The 19796-nt window shown below is 64.1% G+C and carries 16 protein-coding genes and 1 pseudogene; 7 read left to right on the forward strand and 10 right to left on the reverse strand.

Annotation, left to right across the window (positions count from 1 at the left end):
- Window positions 1–3: 3 nt before the first annotated feature.
- Window positions 4–906, reverse strand: a complete 903-nt coding sequence (locus tag NKJ40_RS04220) for a histone deacetylase family protein (protein ID WP_352464899.1) — start codon at window positions 904–906, stop codon at window positions 4–6.
- 212 nt (window positions 907–1118) lie between these two features.
- Between NKJ40_RS04220 and NKJ40_RS04225 the strand changes: the two are divergent.
- Window positions 1119–2382, forward strand: a pseudogene (locus NKJ40_RS04225) (MATE family efflux transporter).
- Between the two features lie 3 nt (window positions 2383–2385).
- Here the strand turns inward: NKJ40_RS04225 and NKJ40_RS04230 are convergent.
- Window positions 2386–3462, reverse strand: a complete 1077-nt coding sequence (locus NKJ40_RS04230; protein WP_352464900.1) for a quinone-dependent dihydroorotate dehydrogenase — start codon at window positions 3460–3462, stop codon at window positions 2386–2388.
- Window positions 3459–3809, reverse strand: coding sequence for a DUF952 domain-containing protein (locus NKJ40_RS04235; RefSeq protein ID WP_352464901.1), 351 nt, complete (start codon window positions 3807–3809; stop codon window positions 3459–3461). The genes NKJ40_RS04230 and NKJ40_RS04235 overlap by 4 nt, the downstream gene beginning before the upstream one ends.
- A 125-nt stretch (window positions 3810–3934) precedes the next feature.
- On the opposite strand from NKJ40_RS04235, the gene NKJ40_RS04240 reads away from it, so the two are divergent.
- Together NKJ40_RS04240 and NKJ40_RS04245 are read left to right on the forward strand one after the other, a co-directional pair.
- Window positions 3935–4366 carry a hypothetical protein gene (locus NKJ40_RS04240; protein ID WP_352464902.1) on the forward strand — a complete coding sequence of 144 codons (432 nt, stop codon included), beginning with the start codon at window positions 3935–3937 and terminating at the stop codon, window positions 4364–4366.
- A gap of 128 nt (window positions 4367–4494) precedes the next feature.
- The gene (locus tag NKJ40_RS04245) at window positions 4495–5145 is read left to right on the forward strand and encodes a response regulator transcription factor (protein WP_352464903.1); all 651 of its coding nucleotides are present in this window, start codon (window positions 4495–4497) and stop codon (window positions 5143–5145) included.
- A gap of 3 nt (window positions 5146–5148) precedes the next feature.
- On the opposite strand, the gene NKJ40_RS04250 is transcribed toward NKJ40_RS04245, so the two are convergent.
- Complete coding sequence (locus NKJ40_RS04250) at window positions 5149–8637, reverse strand: hybrid sensor histidine kinase/response regulator (RefSeq protein ID WP_352464904.1); 3489 nt, start codon at window positions 8635–8637, stop codon at window positions 5149–5151.
- Between the two features lie 235 nt (window positions 8638–8872).
- Here NKJ40_RS04250 and mscL point away from each other — a divergent pair, with 235 nt between their 5' ends.
- Window positions 8873–9295 (forward strand): large conductance mechanosensitive channel protein MscL, encoded by a 423-nt coding sequence (gene mscL, locus NKJ40_RS04255; protein WP_352465093.1) that lies wholly within the window; start codon window positions 8873–8875, stop codon window positions 9293–9295.
- 112 nt (window positions 9296–9407) lie between these two features.
- Complete coding sequence (locus tag NKJ40_RS04260; RefSeq protein ID WP_352464905.1) at window positions 9408–10574, forward strand: pyridoxal phosphate-dependent aminotransferase; 1167 nt, start codon at window positions 9408–9410, stop codon at window positions 10572–10574.
- 88 nt (window positions 10575–10662) lie between these two features.
- Here the strand turns inward: NKJ40_RS04260 and hemA are convergent, their stop codons facing one another.
- Window positions 10663–11940, reverse strand: a complete 1278-nt coding sequence (gene hemA / locus NKJ40_RS04265) for a 5-aminolevulinate synthase (RefSeq protein WP_352465094.1) — start codon at window positions 11938–11940, stop codon at window positions 10663–10665.
- A 265-nt stretch (window positions 11941–12205) separates the two neighbouring features.
- On the opposite strand from hemA, the gene galE reads away from it, so the two are divergent.
- A complete protein-coding gene (galE, locus tag NKJ40_RS04270; RefSeq protein WP_352464906.1) occupies window positions 12206–13201 on the forward strand; it encodes a UDP-glucose 4-epimerase GalE in 996 nt (331 codons plus the stop codon).
- A gap of 43 nt (window positions 13202–13244) precedes the next feature.
- Window positions 13245–14495 (forward strand): D-amino acid dehydrogenase, encoded by a 1251-nt coding sequence (locus NKJ40_RS04275; RefSeq protein ID WP_352464907.1) that lies wholly within the window; start codon window positions 13245–13247, stop codon window positions 14493–14495.
- Between the two features lie 36 nt (window positions 14496–14531).
- Here the strand turns inward: NKJ40_RS04275 and NKJ40_RS04280 are convergent, their stop codons facing one another.
- The 5 genes from NKJ40_RS04280 to NKJ40_RS04300 are packed head-to-tail and all read right to left on the reverse strand — an operon-like array spanning window position 14532 to window position 19729.
- A complete protein-coding gene (locus NKJ40_RS04280) occupies window positions 14532–15902 on the reverse strand; it encodes an FGGY-family carbohydrate kinase (protein WP_352464908.1) in 1371 nt (456 codons plus the stop codon).
- Window positions 15899–16216 (reverse strand): L-rhamnose mutarotase, encoded by a 318-nt coding sequence (gene rhaM, locus NKJ40_RS04285; protein WP_352464909.1) that lies wholly within the window; start codon window positions 16214–16216, stop codon window positions 15899–15901. Before rhaM ends, NKJ40_RS04280 begins: the two co-directional genes overlap by 4 nt.
- A complete protein-coding gene (locus tag NKJ40_RS04290; RefSeq protein WP_352464910.1) occupies window positions 16216–17217 on the reverse strand; it encodes an ABC transporter permease in 1002 nt (333 codons plus the stop codon). Before NKJ40_RS04290 ends, rhaM begins: the two co-directional genes overlap by 1 nt.
- Window positions 17214–18191: an ABC transporter permease gene (locus tag NKJ40_RS04295; RefSeq protein ID WP_352464911.1), complete on the reverse strand. Its 978-nt coding sequence runs from the start codon at window positions 18189–18191 to the stop codon at window positions 17214–17216. Before NKJ40_RS04295 ends, NKJ40_RS04290 begins: the two co-directional genes overlap by 4 nt.
- Window positions 18188–19729, reverse strand: coding sequence for a sugar ABC transporter ATP-binding protein (locus NKJ40_RS04300; RefSeq protein WP_352464912.1), 1542 nt, complete (start codon window positions 19727–19729; stop codon window positions 18188–18190). Before NKJ40_RS04300 ends, NKJ40_RS04295 begins: the two co-directional genes overlap by 4 nt.
- Window positions 19730–19796: the final 67 nt, after the last annotated feature.

The raw sequence follows: 19796 nt of genomic DNA on the forward strand, positions 1-19796 counted from the left end.
TTTTCAGGCGTAGCCCGCCGCCACCTCGAACAGGATGGCGTGCCGTGCGGCGAGTGCTGCGACATCCGTTGAATAGCCTCCGCCGATAACGCCGCACACCGGTATGCCAAGCGTGAGGAAATGGCGGATCACCATATCGTCGCGGGCGCGCAGCCCGTCGTCCGTGAGCGACAACCTGCCGAGCCGGTCCTCGGCATGGACGTCGACCCCAGCATTGTAGAAGACGAGGTCCCAGCGCCTTCGCGCCGACAGCTCCGGCAGGGTGGCGTCCAGCCGCTCCAGATAGGCTGCATCGCCGGCGCCGTCGGGCAGGGCGACATCGAGATCGGAGGCGATCTTGCGCGCGGGGTAGTTGCGGTCGCCATGCATGGAGAAGGTAAACACGCGCGGCTCGTCGTTCAGGATATCCGCCGTGCCGTCGCCCTGATGGACGTCGAGATCGACCACCAGGATGTTTTGGACAGCAGCTTCGGCGAGCAGCACCAGCGCAGCCACGGCCACATCGTTGAAGGTGCAGAAGCCGGCGCCTTGCGCGCGCCGCGCATGATGGCTACCGCCGGCGGTGTTGCAGGCGATTCCGTTCAGCAAAGCCAGCCGCGCCGCCAGCACCGTGCCGGCCGTTGCGAGCTGCGCCCTCAGCGAAACCCGCGGTCCAACGGGAAAGCCGATCTCGCGCTCGATCCCCACCGGCACTTCGCAGGCAAGCACCTGATCGACATAGTCGGCCGCGTGGGCAAGCTTCAGCCATGATGGCCGCGCCGCCGCTGGCATGTTGAGCGCTTCGGGCCGCGCCAGGCCGCGTGCCCGCAAGGCGTCCATCAGCAGCGGATATTTGCTCATCGGGAAGCGGTGGTTGACGGCGAAGCCGGCGTCGTAGTCGGGATGATGAACGATCTGCAAGGGCATGGGACGGCCGGTGCGCCAGAGGCGGGTTTCGGTTGACCATAACGGGGTGGATGGTTGCGCGAGGTCCGCAAACTGGGGCACATCGGCTAGCCGATCAAGCGGCAACAGGAAGCAACACGCGTTTGGAGCAGGCTTTACCCACCGAAGCCCACGCCACCGAAGCCAGGGCCTTCATCGTCACCAACCGCTCGGTGCTCGCCATCGCCGTGCCGATGACGCTTGCCTATCTGACGACGCCGTTGCTCGGAATTGTCGACACGGCGGTGGTCGGACAGTTCGGCGACGCCGCCCTTCTCGGCGGCCTGGCGGCCGGTGCCCTGATCTTCGATGTCGTCTTCACCACCTTCAACTTCCTGCGCTCCGGCACCACCGGCTTGGTCGCCCAGGCCTTCGGGCGCGGCGATGCGCTGGAGGAGCAGGCGGTGTTCTGGCGCGCCGTGCTGATCGCGGTCGTCGCCGGCATTGTGCTTGCCGCACTTGCGCCGCTGGTCTCCACCGCCGGGCAATGGTTCATCGGCGCCGAGCCGCGCGTCAGCGCGGCGATGGACGTATATATCCACATCAGGATGCTCGCAGCACCGTTCTCGCTGATCAATTACGCCATCCTCGGTTACGTGCTGGGGCGCGGCGAAGGCGGGCTCGGGCTGATGCTGCAATTGATACTGAACGGCATCAACATCGCCCTCTGCTTCCTGCTTGGCCTGGAGCTCGGCTGGGGCGTTGCCGGCGTTGCCTGGGCAACGGTCACCGGCGAATTCGTCGCCATGCTGCTTGGTCTCGCCATTGTCGGCCGGCGCTTTTGGGCGGCGCCCAGGTTGCCGCGCCACCGCGTCCTCGATCTGCCGGCATTCCTGCGCATGATGTCGCTCAATCGCGATATCATGATCCGCTCCTTTTCGCTGCTCGCCGCCTTCGCGCTGTTCACGCGCCAAGGGGCGCAATTCGGCACGCTGACCCTGGCCGCCAACGCCGTGCTGATGAACCTCTTCCTGATTGCCGGCTATTTCCTCGATGGTTTCGCCACCGCCGCTGAACAGCTCGCCGGGCGCGCCATCGGTGCTCGTGCCGCCACGGCGTTCGACCGGGCGGTGCGGCTGACGCTGCTTTGGGGGCTCGGGCTGGCGGGCACGGCGACGCTCTTCCTCCTGCTGGAGGGCACCGATCTCGTCGCCCTGATCACGACCTCGACGGACGTCCGCGCCATTGCCGACATCTACTTGCCCTGGGCGGCGTTCACCGCGCTCAGCGGCGCGCTGGCTTTCGAGATGGACGGGGTTTTTCATCGGCGCGACGTGGTCGCGCGACATGCGCAACATGATGCTGGTGTCGTTCCTGGCGTTCAGCGCCGCGCTGCTGATCCTGGCGCCGGCCTTCGGCAATCACGGCCTATGGGCGGCGTTGCATGTGTTCCTGCTTGTCCGCGGCTTCAGCCTGCTCGCCATATTGCGGCTGCGGGTGCGCACGGCCTTTGGCTGATCGCTAAAGCGGTTTCGCTGCCCATTGATCGAGGCGGCTGTCGCGAAGCTCGCGCAGCGACTTCAGCCCATGACTGTCCATGAAACGGGCCATGCCGCAAAGAATGCGTCCCGGCAGCGCAGGCCCGGCATAGATCATGCCGGTATAGAGCTGCACGAGGTCGGCGCCGGCACGGATCTTTTCCAGTGCCGTCTCGGCGGAATCCACGCCGCCGACGCCGATGATGGCGCGATCCGGCCCAAGCAGTTTTCGCATCTTAGCCAGCACGATCGTCGAGCGTTCGAACAAGGGTTTCCCCGAAAGCCCGCCGGCCTCGCCGGCAAGGCCGGCGCTGCTCAGGCCGGCTCGCGCGATCGTGGTGTTGGAGACGATGACGCCGTCTATTTGCTTCTCAGTGACCTCGGCGGCGATATCCTCCAGCTCGGCCTCGACCAGGTCCGGCGCGATCTTGAGGAAGACGGGCGGTTTTGCCGGTGCCGCCGCACGCGCAGCCATGACCCGCGACAGGAGTTCGCCAAGCTGTTCGCGCGCCTGCATGTTGCGCAGGCCTGGCGTGTTCGGCGAGGAGATATTGATTGTCAGATAGCTGGCGTATCGCGCGAACCGGATCACGCCGCGCTCATAATCACTGACGCGGTCGGCGCTGTCCTTGTTGGCCCCGATGTTGATCCCGACGATGCCGGCGCGGCCCTTACGGGCGGCAAGGCGCTGTTTCGCGGCGGCGTGGCCTTCATTGTTGAAGCCCAGCCGGTTGATCACTGCCCCGTCCGAAGGCAGCCGGAAGATGCGCGGCTTCGGATTGCCCGTCTGCGGCAGCGGCGTGATTGTGCCGACCTCGGCGAAGCCGAAGCCGAGGCCGAGCAGCGCGTCCGGCACTTCGGCATTCTTGTCGTAACCCGCGGCCATGCCGAGCGGGTTCGGGAAATCGAGCCCGCAAAGGCTGACCTTTAGCCTGTTGTCCTGCGGCGAACGACCGGCGACCGGCAGCCCGCATCTCAGCGCGGCGATCGACAGCCCATGCGCGGTTTCCGGATCGAGCGTGAACAGCAGTTTCTGGCCGATCCGGTCGAACGCGCTCATTCGGCCTCCAGCGCCGGGAATTCATGCCGGCCGTCGGCGCCGAGCGGCAATGCCTGCACCGAAACGACCGCATCGAGGCCGAGCGCGCCATAGAGATGCGGGAACAAGGCGCCGCCGCGCGAGACCTCATATTTCAGCGCATCGCCGAGACGCGCGCCGTCGACGGCGACCAGCAGCAACCCGCTCCGGTCGGCGAAATGCTTGGCTGCCGTTTCCCGAACCTGCCCGGCGGTGGAAAAATGGATGAAGCCGTCGGCGACGTCGATCGGCGCGCCGGTGAAGCGGCCTTCTCTTTCAGCCTCGCGCCACAGCGCCTCGGGAACTATCTTGTAGATGATCTCGGACATCGTTGCGCTATAGTCCGAACAGATCATGCGGGGAAGGGGCAAGCGGGTTTCGGAGGCTCCGAACTCTTCCCCATTTCAGGCGCAAACATGTGATACATTGAGCCAACTGGCTCATGGAGGAAAACATGCGTCTGAAACACGTCTTGATCCCCGCGGCACTGGTGTCGCTTGTCGCGGCCTCGGCCTTTTCCGAGGAAGCCGATCGCTACCGGTTGGAAAAATCGGCCAATGGCTATGTGCGCATGGATACGCAAACCGGCGCCATGTCGCTCTGCGAGGAGCGCTCCGGTCAGCTCGTCTGCAAGACGGCGGCCGACGAACGTGCCGCCTTCCAGGATGAGGTCGACCGGCTGAAAAATTCGGTGAAGGCGCTCGATGAACGCGTCGCCAAACTCGAAAATTCGCTTGCCGCGCGTTTCGAATCGACTTTGCCCAGCGAGGAGGATTTCAACAAGACGATGGGCTATATGGAGCGCTTCCTGCGCAGCTTTATGGATATCGTCAAGGACATGGACAAGGACGAAGACGGCGCCAAGCCCAATTCGCAAAAGACCTAGGCAATTCGCAAAAAGACCTGGGGCGGGAATAGCAAGCCGGCCACGCCGAACAGCAGGCGTAGCGTTATGATCGTTCAGATCCTGCAAGGCGGAAAATCGCCAACGGGATTCGGGGAGGGACATCACTGTTGGGCTACACATTCGTCATTGCCGACGATCATCCGCTTTTTCGCGGTGCATTGAGGGAGGCACTCGCGGGCATCGGAGATGCCGCCATTCACGAGGCCGGCGATTTCGAAAGCGCCAAGGCGCTGGTCCTGGCCAATGAGGATGTCGATCTGGTGCTGCTCGACCTGTCGATGCCGGGGGCAAGCGGTCTTTCCGGCCTGATTTCGTTGCGCGGCATCCATCCGGCGGTGCCGATGATGGTGGTCTCGGCGCATGACGATCCGGTGACGATCCGGCGCGCGCTCGATCTCGGCGCCTCCGGCTTCATCTCCAAATCGGCCAGCATGGAGGAGATCCGCAATGCGGTCCAGTCGGTGCTCGCAGGTGATATCGCGGCACCCGCCGGGGTCGATCTCGGCGTCGAGCACGATCCCGAGATTTCCGACCTGATCAAGCGCCTACGGGCGCTGACGCCGCAGCAGACGCGTGTGCTCGGCATGCTGGCCGAGGGACTGCTCAACAAGCAGATCGCCTATGAGCTCGGGGTCTCCGAAGCGACGATCAAAGCGCATGTCTCGGCCATCCTGCAGAAGCTCGGCGTCGACAGCCGCACCCAGGCGGTGATCCTTTTGTCCAAAATCGGCAGCGACCCGTTGCAGACGGCCGGCTGATTCCTATTCGGCCGCCGGCGCCAGCGGCCTGACCCTGGCCATCATCGAGCGCAGCATCGCCGGTTTCAGTGGTTTGCTGATCACCGGCACGTCGAGCCTGCCGGCGGCGGCGCGAACCTCGCTGGAGCGGTCGGCAGTGACCAGCACGGCCGGCAGGTCCTCGCCATGGATCGCACGCAACTCGGCGATCAATTCGAGGCCGGTCTTGTCGTCGAGATGATAGTCGGCAAGCACGATGTCCGGCCGATGCATACCGGACCTGTCGAGATCCTCCGCGCCGGAAAGCGTGTCGACGCTGCAGCCCCAGCCCTCGAGCAACAGCCGCATGCCGTCGAGGATGCGGGCGTCATTGTCGATGCAGAGCACATGCAGCCCGGCAAGCGAGGCCGCGGCACGGGCAGGCGGCTTCGCCTCGGCCTCGCGCCGCGGTGCCTGCACGGCCACCACCGGCAGCAACACGGAAAAGCGCGTGCCCTTGCCGGGACTGGAGAATATCCGGATTTCGAGGCGCAGCACGCGGGCGATGCGGTCGACGATGGAGAGCCCCAGGCCGAGGCCTTCCGCCTCGCGCATGCCCTCGTCGAGCCGGGTGAATTCGCGGAACACGGTGTTGAGCTTGTCGCCGGCAATGCCGATGCCGGTATCGATAACTTGGATCTCGGCCAGTTCGCCGCGCCGCCGCACGCCGACTAGGATGCGGCCATGGCGCGTATACTTGATGGCGTTGGAGACCAGGTTCTGGATCAGCCGGCGCAGCAGATTGCGGTCCATCATGACGCTGAGCGATGACGGCATGATCGTGAGCTCGAGCTTCTTTTCGGCGGCAAGCGGCCGGAAGTCGTTGCCGATCTGGCGCAGCAGCCCGTCGAGGCCGAAGCTCGTATCGTCCGGCTTCATCGCGCCGGCGTCGAGGCGCGAAATGTCGAGCACCGCGCCGAGGATGGTCTCGACCGATTCCAGCGACGATTCGATGTTCATCGCCGCCTTGCCGGCAGGTCCCTTGCCGGTCTTCTCGATCAGCGACGAGCAATAGAGGCGGGCGGCGTTCAGCGGCTGCAGGATGTCGTGGCCGGCGGCAGCGAGGAAGCGGGTCTTGCCGAGATTGGCCTCCTCGGCCAGCATCTGCGCCTGCGCCAGCTCCTCGTTGACACGGGTGAGCTCGGCGGTGCGGTTCTTCACTCGCTGTTCCAGTGATTCGTTGGCGCGCTTCAGCGCCAGATCCTGTTCGACGCGTCCGGAAATGTCGGCATAGGTGGCGACGATGCCGCCGTCCGGCATCGGATTGGAGCGCAATTCGAGGATGCGTCCGCTGGTCTTCAACTCCATCTGCCATGGGCTGACGAAGCTGGTCAGGCGATTGAGCATAGTGACGCGCTGGTCTGCCGGTATATCACCGCGCTCGGCAAGGTGGCGCAGGATACGATCGAGCGAGACGCCGACCTGGCCCATCTCGTCGGGCAGGTCGAACAGCGCCCGGTACTGGCGGTTCCAGCAGATCAACCGGAAATCCCGGTCGAAGACGGTGATGCCCTGTTCCATCTGGTCGAGCGCGATCTGCAGCAGGTCGCGATTGTGCTGCAGCGCCTCGGTGGCGTCGTCGAGCAGTCGGAAGGCGTCCTTGGATTCGCGGTCGTTGCGGCGCAGCAGCAGCGACAGGATCAGCCGCGCCGAAGAGGAGCCGACGGCACTGGCCAGAAGCTGCTCGGAGAAGCGGATGACATCCATGCTGGCCTGTTCGTTGCCGTGCAGTGAAGTGCCGCTGCTCTTCTCGAACGACTGGAAGGACCGCTCGGTGCGTTCGACACCGAGATAGCGCGCAATCGTGTCCTTCAGGTCGTTGACGGTGATGGTGGTGCGGAAGCGGCGCAGGCTCGGCAGCGGCCCCGCCTCGCGCGGCACGAAGATCGATGCCTGGATGCGCTCCAGCGGCACCGACGCGCGCGACAGTGAGCCGAACACAAAAAACAGCGTGTTGATAGACAGGCTCCACAGCACGCCATGGTTCAGCGGCTCGGCGACGGTGCCGAACAGGGATTGCGGCCGCAACGCATCGAAGCCGAACAGGCCGTGGACGAGGATGCCGGTATCGGCCGCGGCGAGCGATGGAAGCAGCAGCGTGTAGCTCCAGACGACGATGCCGGCGACCATGCCGAGTGCCGCCCCCCTTCCGTTGGCGCCGCGCCAGACCAGGCCGCCGATCATTGCCGGCGCGAACTGCGCGATCGCCGCGAACGACATCAGGCCGATCGAGGACAGCCGCGCGCTGTTGGTGCTCTCGCGGTAGTAGAGAAAAGCGATGAACAGCATGATGAAGATCGCCGCCCGCCGCACATTGAGGATGAGCGTCGACCAGTCCTCGTTCTCGGATGTCGTGGTCCGCAGCAATCGCCTCACGAACAGCGGAATGACCAAGTCGTTGGAGATCATGATCGACAGCGCGACGCTTTCGACGATCACCATCGCGGTCGCCGCCGACAGGCCGCCGATGAAGGCCGCCATCGCCAGCACGTCGTGGCCGCTGAACAGCGGCAGCGACAGCACGTAGAGGTCGCTGCTGGTCCTGGTGCCGACCAGTTCCAGGCCGGCCAGCGCGATCGGCAGCACGAACAGGTTGATCGCCACCAGATAGAGCGGAAACACCCATGTCGCGGTGCGCAGCTCGGCCTCGCTGCGGTTCTCGACGATGGTGACGTAGAACTGGCGCGGCAGCATGAGAATGGCAAAGCCGCTCAGGCATGTCAGCACAAGCCAGGTGGCGAGTGAGGTGTTGTAGCCTATCGCCTGGCGCACCTGCGTGTTTTCGGCGAGCCGGTCGAACATATCGCCTGGCCCGCCGAAGATCAGAAACATGACCATCAGGCCGATCGCCAGGAAGGCGGCCAGCTTGACCACGGTCTCGACCGCCACCGCCAGCACCAGTCCGTCCTGGTGCTCGGTGGCATCCGCATGGCGCGTGCCGAACAGCACCGCAAACAGCGCCAGCAGCATGGCCACGACCAGCGAGATGTCGCTAACGAACGGATCGAACGACGGGGGCGAGCCGGTATAGTGCTCGACCATCAGGCTGACCGAGCCGGAGATCGCCTTCAATTGCAGCGCGATATAGGGCACGGCGCCGATGGTCGCGATCAGCGTGGCGATCGCCGCGACAGCGAAGCTCTTGCCGTAGCGGGCACCGAGAAAGTCGGCGATCGAGGTGATCTTCTCGGTCTTGGCCAGCCTGACGATGCGCTGCAGCAGCGGAAAGCCGAACACGAACACCAGGACCGGTCCGATATAGATGCCGAGGAACTCGAGGCCGCGCTCGGAGGACAGCCCGACCGAGCCGAAGAAGGTCCAGGAGGTGCAGTAAATGGCGAGGCTGAGCGCATAGATGAACGGCCGGGCGCGGCCGGGCCCGGATGAAGTCGAGCGGCGGTCGCCCAGGCTGGCGATGACGAACAGCAACGTCACATAGGCGATCGCGATGATGACGATGAACCAGCCCTGCACGCCTCGAACTTCCTCCCTGCGCCGGCTTTTTCATCCGGCCTTGCAGACGCAATCACAGCTTGGCGATCGAGTCCATCGCGGCTTTCGGCGTATCATATCGACTGCGTCGGGCAATCGTGACCGGCTGAAACCAGCTTTTGTTCCTGTTGCAACCGCAGGTTTTTGCTATTCTGCCTGCCGGTCGATGCCGGAGGAGCGGACGGCAGAACGGCCGGTCAGGACAAGGAGGAGTCGAATGCTGAAAGAGTTTCAGGAATTCATTTCCAGGGGCAATGTGATGGACCTGGCCGTCGCCGTCATCATTGGCGCTGCCTTCGGCAAGATCGTCACCTCGCTGGTCGACGACATCATCATGCCTATTGTAGGTGCGATCTTCGGAGGACTGGACTTCAACAACTACTTCATACCCCTGTCTTCTGCGGTGAATGCAACCTCGCTGGCTGATGCAAAGAAACAGGGTGCGGTCTTCGCCTATGGCAGCTTCATCACCGTGGCGCTGAATTTCCTTATCCTCGCCCTCATCATCTTCCTGATGGTCAAGGCGGTGAACAATCTGCGCCAGCGTCTGGAGCGCGAGAAACCGGCCGCCCCGGCCTCTCCGCCGCCAGCCGACGTCGCGCTGCTCACCGAAATTCGCGATCTCCTCGCCAGAAAATAGCGCCTGCGAGAACCTTTCTGGACCAAAACCCCGGTCGCTTGCGGCCGGGGTTTTCTGTTTTCGTCCGCCCTGAAACACGCTAGCAGTCGAGCAAACGAAAACGGATCCATCCATGACCCTGATCGATACTCTGCGCGCCGAAGCGCGGGCGGCGCCTGAAAGCGGCATTGTCGCCGTCATGAACCGTGGCCGCGGCCGCGACGGCATGATCCCGCTCTGGGCCGGCGAGGGCGACCTGCCGACGCCTGCCTTCATCACCGATGCCGCCGCCAAGGCACTCGCCGGCGGCGAGACCTTCTACACCTGGCAGCGGGGCATTCCTGAACTCAGGCAGGCGCTCGCCCGCTACTACACCAGGCATTTCGGCAAGACTTTCGCCAACGAAGAATTTATCGTCACCGGCTCCGGCATGCACGCCATCCAGTTGGCCATCGATGCGGTGGCCGGCAAGGGCGACGAACTCGTCTACCTGTCGCCGGCATGGCCGAACTTCGCCGCCGCCGCAGGCGTCGCGGGCGCCGTTCCAGTCGCGGTCACGCTCGACCAATCGGGCAATGGCTGGTCCTGCGATGTCGACAAGATCGCAGCGGCGATCACGCCGCGGACCAAGGCACTGTTCGTCAACACGCCGTCCAACCCGACCGGCTGGACGGCCGACAAGGAGACGCTGCAGGCAATCCTCGATCTTGCCCGCGAAAGGGGCCTGTGGATCATCGCCGACGAGATCTACTCGCTGTTTCATTACGGCCATGGCCGCGCGCCGTCCTTCATCGACATCATGGCTGACGAGGACCGCATCCTGTTCGTCAATTCCTTTTCCAAGAACTGGGCGATGACCGGCTGGCGCATCGGCTGGATCAAGATCCATCCCGCCTTGCAGCAGGTGTTCGAGAACCTGGTCCAGTATTCGACTTCCGGCGTTGCGCAGTTCATGCAGCGCGGCGCCGTCATTGCTCTCGATGAGGGCGACGCCTTCATCGTCGAGCAGGTGGAGCGGGCGAGGGCCGCGCGCGACCTGGTCTGCGGCATTCTCGCCGAGACCGGCAGGGCGCGGTTCACCGTGCCGCAGGGCGCATTCTATCTGTTCTTCGCGGTCGACGGCATCACCGATTCCCGCGCTGCCGCCTTCGACATGGTCGACCGCGCCAATGTCGGCCTGGCTCCCGGCACCGCCTTCGGCCCCGGCGGTGAAGCCTTCCTCAGGCTGTGCTTCCACCGCCGTCTCGACCAGCTCGAGGAAGCCGCGCACCGGCTGGCGAAATGGATGAAGACTGTGTGAGGTGTGTTGAGCTTCGCGCCAAGTCTGAGCATCGCAGCACCGAAGAATAAGCGGCACCGGTGGCGGCTACGGCCCGTGGCGGCGGAGGTTACCCGCCCGATTTCGGCACCAGCAGCGGTATGACGCGGTCGCTCTTGGCGACCGACGGTCGGCCCGCCGAACCGTAGGGAATCCCCAACGCGTCCCATGTCTCGACCAGCGCGTCCTGCAGGGACGCAATCAGCGCGTCCGAATGGAACGGTGTCGGCGTGATGCGCAGCCGTTCGGTGCCGCGCGGCACTGTCGGGTAGTTGATCGGCTGGATGTAGATGCCGTGCACACCCAGCAGGCGGTCGCTGGCCATCTTGCAGAGCTCGGGATCGCCGACCAGAAGCGGCACGATGTGGGTAGGCGACTCCATCACCGGCAGGCCGGCCGCGGCCAGCACTTGCTTGGTCCGTGTCGCCTGACGCAGCTGCGCATCGCGCTCGGCCTGCGAGCGCTTGAGATGGCGGATCGAAGTGGTTGCCGCGGCAGCGATCGCCGGCGGCAACGCCGTGGTGAAGATGAAGCCCGGCGCATAGGAGCGCACCGCGTCGATCACCGCAGTGTTGCCGGCGATGTAGCCGCCAAGCGTGCCGAACGCCTTGGCCAGTGTGCCCTCGATGATGTCGATGCGGTCGGCCAGCCCTTCGCGCTCGGTGATGCCGCCGCCGCGTGGCCCGTACATGCCGACGGCGTGGACCTCGTCGATGTAGGTCATGGCGTTGTAGCGCTCGGCGAGATCGACGATCTGATTGATCGGCGCGATGTCGCCGTCCATCGAATAAACGCTCTCGAAGACGATCAGCTTGGCGCGCTCGCGGCCGGCCGTCTGCAGCAGGCTTTCGAGATGCGCGACGTCGTTATGGCGGAAGATCTTCTTCTCGGCGCCCGAGCGCCGCACGCCTTCGATCATCGAAGCGTGGTTGAGCTCGTCCGAGACGATCAGGCAATTGGGAAGCAGCTTTGCAATGGTCGAGATCGACGCCTCGTTGGAAACGAAGCCGGAGGTGAAAACCAGTGCGGCTTCCTTGTCGTGCAGGTCGGCCAGCTCCAGTTCGAGCTCGACCAGCGGGTTGCTGGTGCCGGAAATGTTGCGGGTGCCGCCGGCCCCCGACCCCATCTTGCCTGCCGCCTTCTGGAACGCGGCAATGACGTCGGGATGCTGGCCCATGCCGAGATAGTCGTTGGAGCACCAGACGGTAATTTCCTCGGCGCGGCCATTGGCGCGCCAGATGGCGCGCGGGAATTTCCCTACGATACGCTCAAGGTCGGCGAAGACGCGGTAGCGACGCTCTGCATGGAGCTGGTCGATCGCTTCCTCGAAAAACCGCTGATAGTTCATGTCGCCTTCCCAGTTTTGCGCGGGATCATAGTCATTGGCCCATTCGTCGTCCACCTGGCCTTTTTGGTCAAAATGCCACGCCCCGAGCCTGTTCCTAACGACCACGGAACGTGGCCTATTCCCTTGATGTGGATCAATCTTGTTTCAGGACAATGCCACGCGCCGATGAGACCGGTTACCGCAGGTTCTAATGGCTTGGCGGCAGGTTTTCCAGTAAGGCGACGATTGAGACAGTGCCGATAAATCATGAATAGCGAGGATGCGGATGACGGTTTTGGTGACAGGCGGTGCCGGCTATATCGGTAGCCATATGGTCTGGGAATTGCTGGACACGGGTGACAGCGTCGTCGTCCTCGACCGGCTTTCGACCGGCTTTGAATGGGCGGTGGCTCCGGAAGCAAAGCTCGTCGTCGGCGACGTCGCCGACAGGGAACTGGTCGCCTCGATCATTCGCGACAATAAGGTCGACGCGATCATCCATTTCGCCGGCTCGATCGTGGTCCCCGAATCGGTCGCCGACCCGCTTGCCTATTACGAGAACAACACCTGCAAGACACGCACCTTGATCGAGACCGCGGTGCGCGAAGGCGTGCCCAATTTCATCTTTTCCTCGACCGCCGCCGTCTATGGCGGCGCCGGACTGGAGCCGGTTCGCGAGGATGCCCGGCTTGCGCCGGAATCGCCCTATGGCCTGTCCAAGCTGATGAGCGAATGGATGCTGCGCGACGCAGCGATTGCCTATGGGTTGCGTTATACGGCGCTGCGCTATTTCAACGTCGCCGGCGCCGACCCGAAGGGCCGCACCGGCCAGTCGACGCCCGGTGCCACGCATCTGATCAAGGTCGCCTGCGAGACGGCGCTCGGCAAGCGCCCTTTCATGCAGGTGTTCGGCACCGACTATCCGACGCCGGACGGCACCTGCATGCGCGACTATATCCACGTCAGCGACCTGGCGGCGGCGCATCGGCTGGCGCTGCAGCGGCTGCGTGCCGGCGGATCGAGCCTGGTCGCCAATTGCGGCTACAGCCACGGCTATTCGGTGCTCGAGGTCATCGACAGCGTCCGCCGCGTCTTCGGCCATGATTTCGACGTGCGGATGGGCGATCGCCGCGCCGGTGACGCCGCCGCGGTCGTCGCCAATTCGGAGCTGGCGCGCGGCGAACTCGGCTGGACCCCGCAGCGCGACAACCTCGACCAGATCGTTGCCGACGCGCTTGCCTGGGAACGCATCCTGACCAGCAAGAATTCGGCTCTGGGGTGAAGTGGGCTCTCCGCAAAGGTTGGTTCAGCGCGCTGGTGGCGGAATGAAAATCCTGGTGCTTGGAGCCGGCGTCGTCGGTACGGCGGCGGCCTATTATCTGGCCAGCGACGGCCATGAGGTGACGGTGATCGAGCGCCATCCGGCAGCGGCGCGCGGCACCAGCCGGTCGAATGCCGGCCTGGTGTCGCCCGGGGACGCCACCGCCTGGGCCTCGCCCGCCGCACTTAAAACGTTCCTGCGTGGCCTCTACAACCACGATCTCGGCATCAAGGTGCGCCTGCGCTTCGATCCGTATTTTTTCGCCTGGAGCCTGCGCTTCCTGCGCCAGTGCACGCATAAGCGCATGCGCGCCAACACCGACGTCAAGCTGCGTCTGGCGCTCTATTCGCGCGACTGCATCAACGCCGTCACCGCCGAGACCGGCATCCACTATGACGAGCGCAAGAAAGGCATTCTGTATTTCTTCCGCTCGCAGCAGAGCTTTGATACCGGCACCGACAATTACCGCTATCTCGGCGAACACGGCCTGCCGATCGAGATCGTCGGCCGCGACCGGCTGGTCGAGCTCGAGCCAGGCCTCGCCGGCGCCAAGGACAAGATTGCCGGCGGCGTCTATTCGCCGATCGACCAGACCGGCGACTCCAGCCAATTCACGCAGCGCCTCGCTGCCTATGCCGCCGAAAAACTCGGCGTCCAATTCCTCTACGGCACCACTGTCGAAGGCCTCGACATCGACGGCGACCAGGTGCGCGCGGTGATGACCTCGGCCGGCCCGATAACCGGCGATGCGGTGGTCATCTCGATGGGGCCGGAGAGCGGTCTGCTCGGCCGCCGCTACGGCATCGACCTGCCCGTCTATCCCGTGAAGGGCTATACCGTGACAGTTCCGCTGGAAGATGAAAGCAAGGGACCGATCATGGGCGGCGCCGACGAGGACCGGCTGATCGGCTATTCCAGGCTGGGAAATCGGCTGCGGATGTCCTCGACGGCGGAGTTCACCGGTTTCGACCGTGCGTTCAAGCCACGCGATTTCAACTCGATCCTGAACACCGGCAAGGACCTGTTCCCGGGTGCCTTCGACGAGAGCAAGGCCGAGCTCTGGGCTGGACTTCGCCCGATGATGCCGAACTCCGTGCCGGTCATCGGACGGGCGCGGTACGAGAATCTCTACCTCGACACCGGCCACGGCCATCTCGGCTGGACCATGGCCTGCGGCTCGGGAAAATTCCTTGCCGACGTGGTGGCTGGCCGCAAGCCGGAGATCGATCCGCAAGGATTGCTTTACGCGGGCTAGGCATCTCCGGACATCAGGGCGCCATGAGCTCGGCCGTCAGGCTCGTTCGTCGACCGCCGAACGCCAGGAGCACACGTAGCTTGTCCAGAGTGGATCGGCCGACGGTTCGGTCCTTTCGCCTCTGCCTTGCGGTGTCCCCTGGTCCGACGCCAGCAAGGCGGCGCCGATGCTGGTGCCTGTCGCAGCCTCGGAGGCAATGACGGCGCGCGCTGTCGCGGCAGCCAGCACGCGGGTGAACAGCCGGTTGCGGGCGAAGGGTCCTTCGACGATGGTTGACCCCTCGCCGCCGATCAGGTCGAGGCAGGTCGCGGTCATCAGCGCCAGGTAGAACGAGATGGCGACAAAACGCTGGCCATTGTTGATGCCGTCCGCGTTAAGCCATGATGCAGTATGATGCGGAAACGGCCCCGAACCCTGTTGGGTCGAAGGCAATAGGGACGTCTTGCGCGCGAGCACCGTGGCAACATCGTGTTCCGTCCAGTCTTCCGATTGGCCTTCGGTCAGCAGGGAAAACTCGCGGCCACCCATGAAGCGCGCCGAAGGCACGGGATCGCCGAGTGCGTTGACATTGACCAGCGTGTCGCGGGCCGGATCGAGCGCGACCTTGCTGCAGCCGACCGCCATCGAGACCACCCAGGTGCCGGTCGAGACAACGGAGAAGGGCGGCTTGTCGGACAGGAGATGCGGCAGCAGCGAGGCGTTGGAATCGTGCAGGCCGCAATACACCGGCGTTTGCGGATCGAGGCCGGTTTGCCGCGCCAGAGCGGGCAGGATCGGGCCCAAGCGGTCCTTGGCCTGCCGCACCGGCGCCATTAGCCGGCGCCATTGCAGCCGGTCGACCAGTGAGGAAAAATCCGCTTTCCACGGGTTCCACAGATCGGTGTGGCAGCCGAGCGAAGTCACCTCGCTGGCGGCGACGCCGGTCAGGCGCAAGGCCCAGTATTGCGGATACATCAGCATCGCGGCGGTTCTGGCGAAATCCGCCGGAAAGCGCTTCTGCTGCCAGAACAGCTGCGCGCCGAGATTGAGGCCGGCCGGCAGGCGCGGAGTGCCGGTCTCGGAGAACGCCGGACGGATCGTGTCATAGTCCCCGGCAAGGGCATCCGGCCCGTCGAATTCGTAATCGAGCACCGGCAGCGCCAGTTCGCCAGATGCGTCGACCAGCACGCCCGTTGCGCCATGGGTGGTGATCGATATCGCATCGATGCGCTGCTCACGATCGATCTCGGCCAGGCTGCCGAGGATAAACGCCCATAACCGCTCGACGTCATGGTGCGGGTACTGGCCTTGCCGAACCGGCTCGTTCGCCACCGTGCGCAGCGCGACTTCGCTTGCTGCGGCGAGATCGACCAGCGCCACCTTGACGTTGGTCTTGCCGATATCGATGACGGCAACGTAGCGGGTCATTCCATATGGAACATTGTTTCCAGCGGCACCGCCACCGGCTCGTTGTTCGGCTTGGTCTCCATGATGTCCGCCATCTCGGCCCACCAGCGCTGCATCACCGGATGCTTCGGCAATTCGTCCATACCGTGATCATCGCGTCGCCACAGCACGCCAAAGAGTATGTTGGTCTCCTCGTCGAGATGGATCGAATAATCGGAGATACCGGCCTGTTTCAGCAACGCGACGAGTGACGGCCAGATGTCGTCGTGGCGCCTCTTGTATTCGGCCTTCATGCCGGCATTGAGCTTCATCTTGAACGCGTATTTCTCCGGCATCAGGCAAAGCGCTCCCGCCGCACGCGCCGCCACAGGATAGGCAGCGCGATGACGATGATCAGCAGCAGGCCGATGAAGATCGACATGACGATCCCGGGAACGTTGAGCAGGCCGAGGCCGAAGGTCACCAGTCCCATGATGAAGGCCGCCAGCACCACGCCCAGAATGCTGCCGGCGCCGCCGAGAATGCTGACGCCGCCGAGCACCACCATGGTGATAACTTCGAGCTCGTAGCCCTGCGCGATGGACGGCCGGGTCGAGCCGAGCCGCGACGTTATCAGCACTGAGGCGATGCCCGCCATCAGGCCGGTCAGGCAAAACAGGATGAATTTGATGCGGCCGACGCGCACGCCGGAAAACTGCGCCGCGACCGGGTTGTTGCCGATGGCAAAGACCCGGCGGCCGAAGCTCGTCCGGTGCAGAAGGAACCAGTAGACGACTGCCGCGACCAGGAACAGCGTCAGTTCGAACGACACGACCCACCAGACATAGCCCTGGCCGAAGAAGGCGAAACTCGCGGGGTAGCCCTTATAGGCACGGTCGCCCAGGATGATGAAGGCAATGCCGCGAAACAGGCTCATCGTGCCGATGGTGACGACGATCGACGGCAAGCCGAGCCTGGTGACGAGCAGGCCGTTGAAGGCGCCGCAGCCGAGCCCGACGACGAGGCCGATCGCCACCAGGGTAGGCGTGCCGGCGCCGGCCTGCACCGCCATGCCCATCATCGTCGAAGCCAGCGCGATGATGGCGGCGACCGACAGGTCGATTTCGCCGGAGATGATCAGCAGCGCCATGGCCAGCGCGATCAGCGCCTTTTCCGTGAAGTTGAAAGTCAGGTCCGACAGCGACCACGCGTCGAGGAAATAGGGCGAAGCAAAACTGTTCACGGCAAAGATAGCGATGGCCACCGCGATTAGCAGCGCCTCCCAAGAGAAGACCGCCGCAGTGAATGACTTGTCGAGCCGGTCGGGAATGTGGCGTGGAGCAGGGGTGTCCATCATGCCGCTTCCGCCTTCTTGAGAATGATGCGGCCTTGCCGGCGTTCGCCGCGTGCGTTGAGCACTACGGCCAGGATGATGGCGCTGCCTGAAATCGCCATCTGCCAGAAGGGTGAGATGTTGATGACCGGCAGCGCGTTGGAGATGATGCCAAGGAACAGCGCACCGAGCACCGCGCCGCCGACCGAGCCGATGCCGCCGGCAATCGAGATGCCGCCGATGACGCAGGCGGCGATGATGTTGAGCTCATAGCCATTGGCGACCTCGACCGAGGCGATGACGTAGCGCGAGATCCAGAGATAGCCGCAGAGGCCGCCGATCATCCCCGAGATGCAGAAGACGATGAATTTCGTCCGGCCGACATCGATGCCGGCATAGACCGATGCCGTCGGGTTGACGCCGATGGCGTAGATCGAGCGGCCGAGCGCGGTGCGCGTCATCACGAGGAAAAACAATGCAATGACCAGCAGGGCGATCCAGGACAGCACCGGAATGCCGAGGAAAGCCGCGCGCTGCAGCCCGATGAAATCAGCGCTCATCTGGTCGGCATTGACCCAGGCGCCGCCTGATATGACGAAGGTGGCGCCGCGGTAGATGGTGAGCGTGCCGAGCGTAACCACGATCGAGGGAATGTTCAGCCGCCATACCAGCAGGCCGTTGATGGCGCCGAGCACGAGCCCCACCAGAAGTGCGATGACGATCAGCAGCGGGATCGGGATTGCCGGATCTGCGGCGTTCAGCATCGCCACCACCATGCCGGTGAAACAGAGGTTGGAGGCCATCGACAGGTCGATCGAGCGGGTCAGGATGACGACCATCTGGCCGAGCGCCAGGATCATCAGGATCGACGTGTCGTTGAACACCTGGCGCAGATTGGCCGGATCGGCAAAACCTGGAAAACGCATCGAGATCAGCCCAATCAGCACGACGATTGCCGCCAGCAGCCAGACCTCGCGATATCTGAGAAAAGCCTTCATGCCGCGATCCCTGCTGCCGTCCTGACCAGTGTTTCGGCGTCGAGCCCCTTATTGTCGTAGACCGCGGCAATGCGGCCCTCGCGCATGACGACGACGCGGTCCGACATTCCGAGGATTTCCGGCAGTTCGGACGACACCATGATCACCGACAGGCCTTGCGCGACGAGCTCGGCCATGAAGCCGTGCACGGCTGCCTTCGAACCGATGTCGATGCCCTTGGTTGGCTCGTCCAGGATGATCACCTTGGGCGCGGTCGCCAGCCATTTGGCGATGACGATCTTCTGCTGGTTGCCGCCCGACAGCGTGCCGACATCCTGGCTGAGCGAAGAAGCGCGCAGGTCGAGCCGCTCGGTATAGGCGCGGGCCAGGGCGAACTCTTCCGCCAGCCGCAACATGCCGGACTTGGATGTCCGCTTGAGCGAGGGAAGCGAGACATTCTGGAAGATCGGCAGGCCGATCACCACACCTTGCTTGCCGCGCTCCTCCGGCACATAGACGATGCCGGCATTGATCGAATCCGCCGCCGATTTCGGCGCGATCGCCTTGCCCTCCAGCGTGATCGTGCCGCCGCTGGTGCGGGTGATGCCTGATATCGCCTGCATCACCTCGCTGCGCCCGGCGCCGACAAGGCCGTAGAAGCCGAGGATTTCGCCCCTGTGCAGTTCGAAGCCGATGTCGTCGAACTCGGTCGGATGCGACAGGCCGGAGACGGCGAGCACCGGCGCGCCGATCTCGGCCTTGCGCTGCGGAAAGATGTGATCGACCGAGCGGCCGACCATCATGCGCACGATCTGGCTCTGGCCGGCGTCCTTGATCAGGCCTTCGCCGACCATCTCGCCGTCGCGGAACACGGTATAGCGGTCGGCTATGCGGTAGATCTCATCGAATTTGTGGCTGATGAACAGGATCGCCTTGCCGTCGCTCTTGAGGAATTCGATCAGCAGGAAAAGCTCTTCGATCTCCTTCATCGAAAGCGCTGCCGTCGGCTCGTCCATGATGACGATCCGCGCGTCGATCGACATGGCGCGGGCAACCGCGACAAGGTGCTTGTTGGCGATGCCGAGATCCTTCAGCCTGGCGTCGGCGTCGATATGGCCGGCGCCCATCGTGTCGAGCACCTCGCGGGCATTCTTGCGCATGGTGCGCCAGTCGATGGTCTTGAAGCGCGTGCGCGGCGCATGGCCGAGGAAGATGTTTTCGGCCACCGTCAGGTCGTCGAACAGCACAGTTTCCTGGTGGATGGCAGTGATGCCATGCCCGAACGCGGCGTGGGCGCTGGACAGTGTGACCGGCTGGCCGTCGATGCTGATCGTGCCAGCATCCGGCTGGTAGATCCCGGTCATGATCTTGACCAGCGTCGACTTGCCGGCGCCGTTTTCGCCGATCAGCGCGGTTACCTGGCCGGGATAGAGCGACAGGCCGACATCGTGCAGTGCCCGCACGCCGGGAAAGCTTTTCGAGATGCCGGACAGCGTCAGGCGCGGTCCGGAAGACAAAGGCGCTTCCTTCGCCACTTCGTGTTGGGCTGTCGTGTCCATAATCGTATCAAGCCCTGAAACAAGGTTCGTTTGAAAGCGCGGCGGGCCCTGAGTCCCCCCGCACCAG

It is taken from the genome of Mesorhizobium sp. M0119, from assembly GCF_040322615.1.
Taxonomy (GTDB): domain Bacteria; phylum Pseudomonadota; class Alphaproteobacteria; order Rhizobiales; family Rhizobiaceae; genus Mesorhizobium.

What these genes read in the sequence shown, in the direction of transcription:
- NKJ40_RS04235 (WP_352464901.1), bottom strand. Translation starts at nt 3,809, where the DNA reads ATGTCCGAGATCATCTACAAGATAGTTCCCGAGGCGCTGTGGCGCGAG.
- rhaM (WP_352464909.1), bottom strand. Translation starts at nt 16,216, where the DNA reads ATGCCGGAGAAATACGCGTTCAAGATGAAGCTCAATGCCGGCATGAAG.
- NKJ40_RS04260 (WP_352464905.1), top strand. Translation starts at nt 9,408, where the DNA reads ATGACCCTGATCGATACTCTGCGCGCCGAAGCGCGGGCGGCGCCTGAA.
- NKJ40_RS04230 (WP_352464900.1), bottom strand. Translation starts at nt 3,462, where the DNA reads ATGAGCGCGTTCGACCGGATCGGCCAGAAACTGCTGTTCACGCTCGAT.
- NKJ40_RS04275 (WP_352464907.1), top strand. Translation starts at nt 13,245, where the DNA reads ATGAAAATCCTGGTGCTTGGAGCCGGCGTCGTCGGTACGGCGGCGGCC.
- NKJ40_RS04295 (WP_352464911.1), bottom strand. Translation starts at nt 18,191, where the DNA reads ATGAAGGCTTTTCTCAGATATCGCGAGGTCTGGCTGCTGGCGGCAATC.
- NKJ40_RS04240 (WP_352464902.1), top strand. Translation starts at nt 3,935, where the DNA reads ATGCGTCTGAAACACGTCTTGATCCCCGCGGCACTGGTGTCGCTTGTC.
- NKJ40_RS04280 (WP_352464908.1), bottom strand. Translation starts at nt 15,902, where the DNA reads ATGACCCGCTACGTTGCCGTCATCGATATCGGCAAGACCAACGTCAAG.
- hemA (WP_352465094.1), bottom strand. Translation starts at nt 11,940, where the DNA reads ATGAACTATCAGCGGTTTTTCGAGGAAGCGATCGACCAGCTCCATGCA.
- mscL (WP_352465093.1), top strand. Translation starts at nt 8,873, where the DNA reads ATGCTGAAAGAGTTTCAGGAATTCATTTCCAGGGGCAATGTGATGGAC.
- NKJ40_RS04300 (WP_352464912.1), bottom strand. Translation starts at nt 19,729, where the DNA reads ATGGACACGACAGCCCAACACGAAGTGGCGAAGGAAGCGCCTTTGTCT.
- NKJ40_RS04290 (WP_352464910.1), bottom strand. Translation starts at nt 17,217, where the DNA reads ATGATGGACACCCCTGCTCCACGCCACATTCCCGACCGGCTCGACAAG.
- NKJ40_RS04220 (WP_352464899.1), bottom strand. Translation starts at nt 906, where the DNA reads ATGCCCTTGCAGATCGTTCATCATCCCGACTACGACGCCGGCTTCGCC.
- galE (WP_352464906.1), top strand. Translation starts at nt 12,206, where the DNA reads ATGACGGTTTTGGTGACAGGCGGTGCCGGCTATATCGGTAGCCATATG.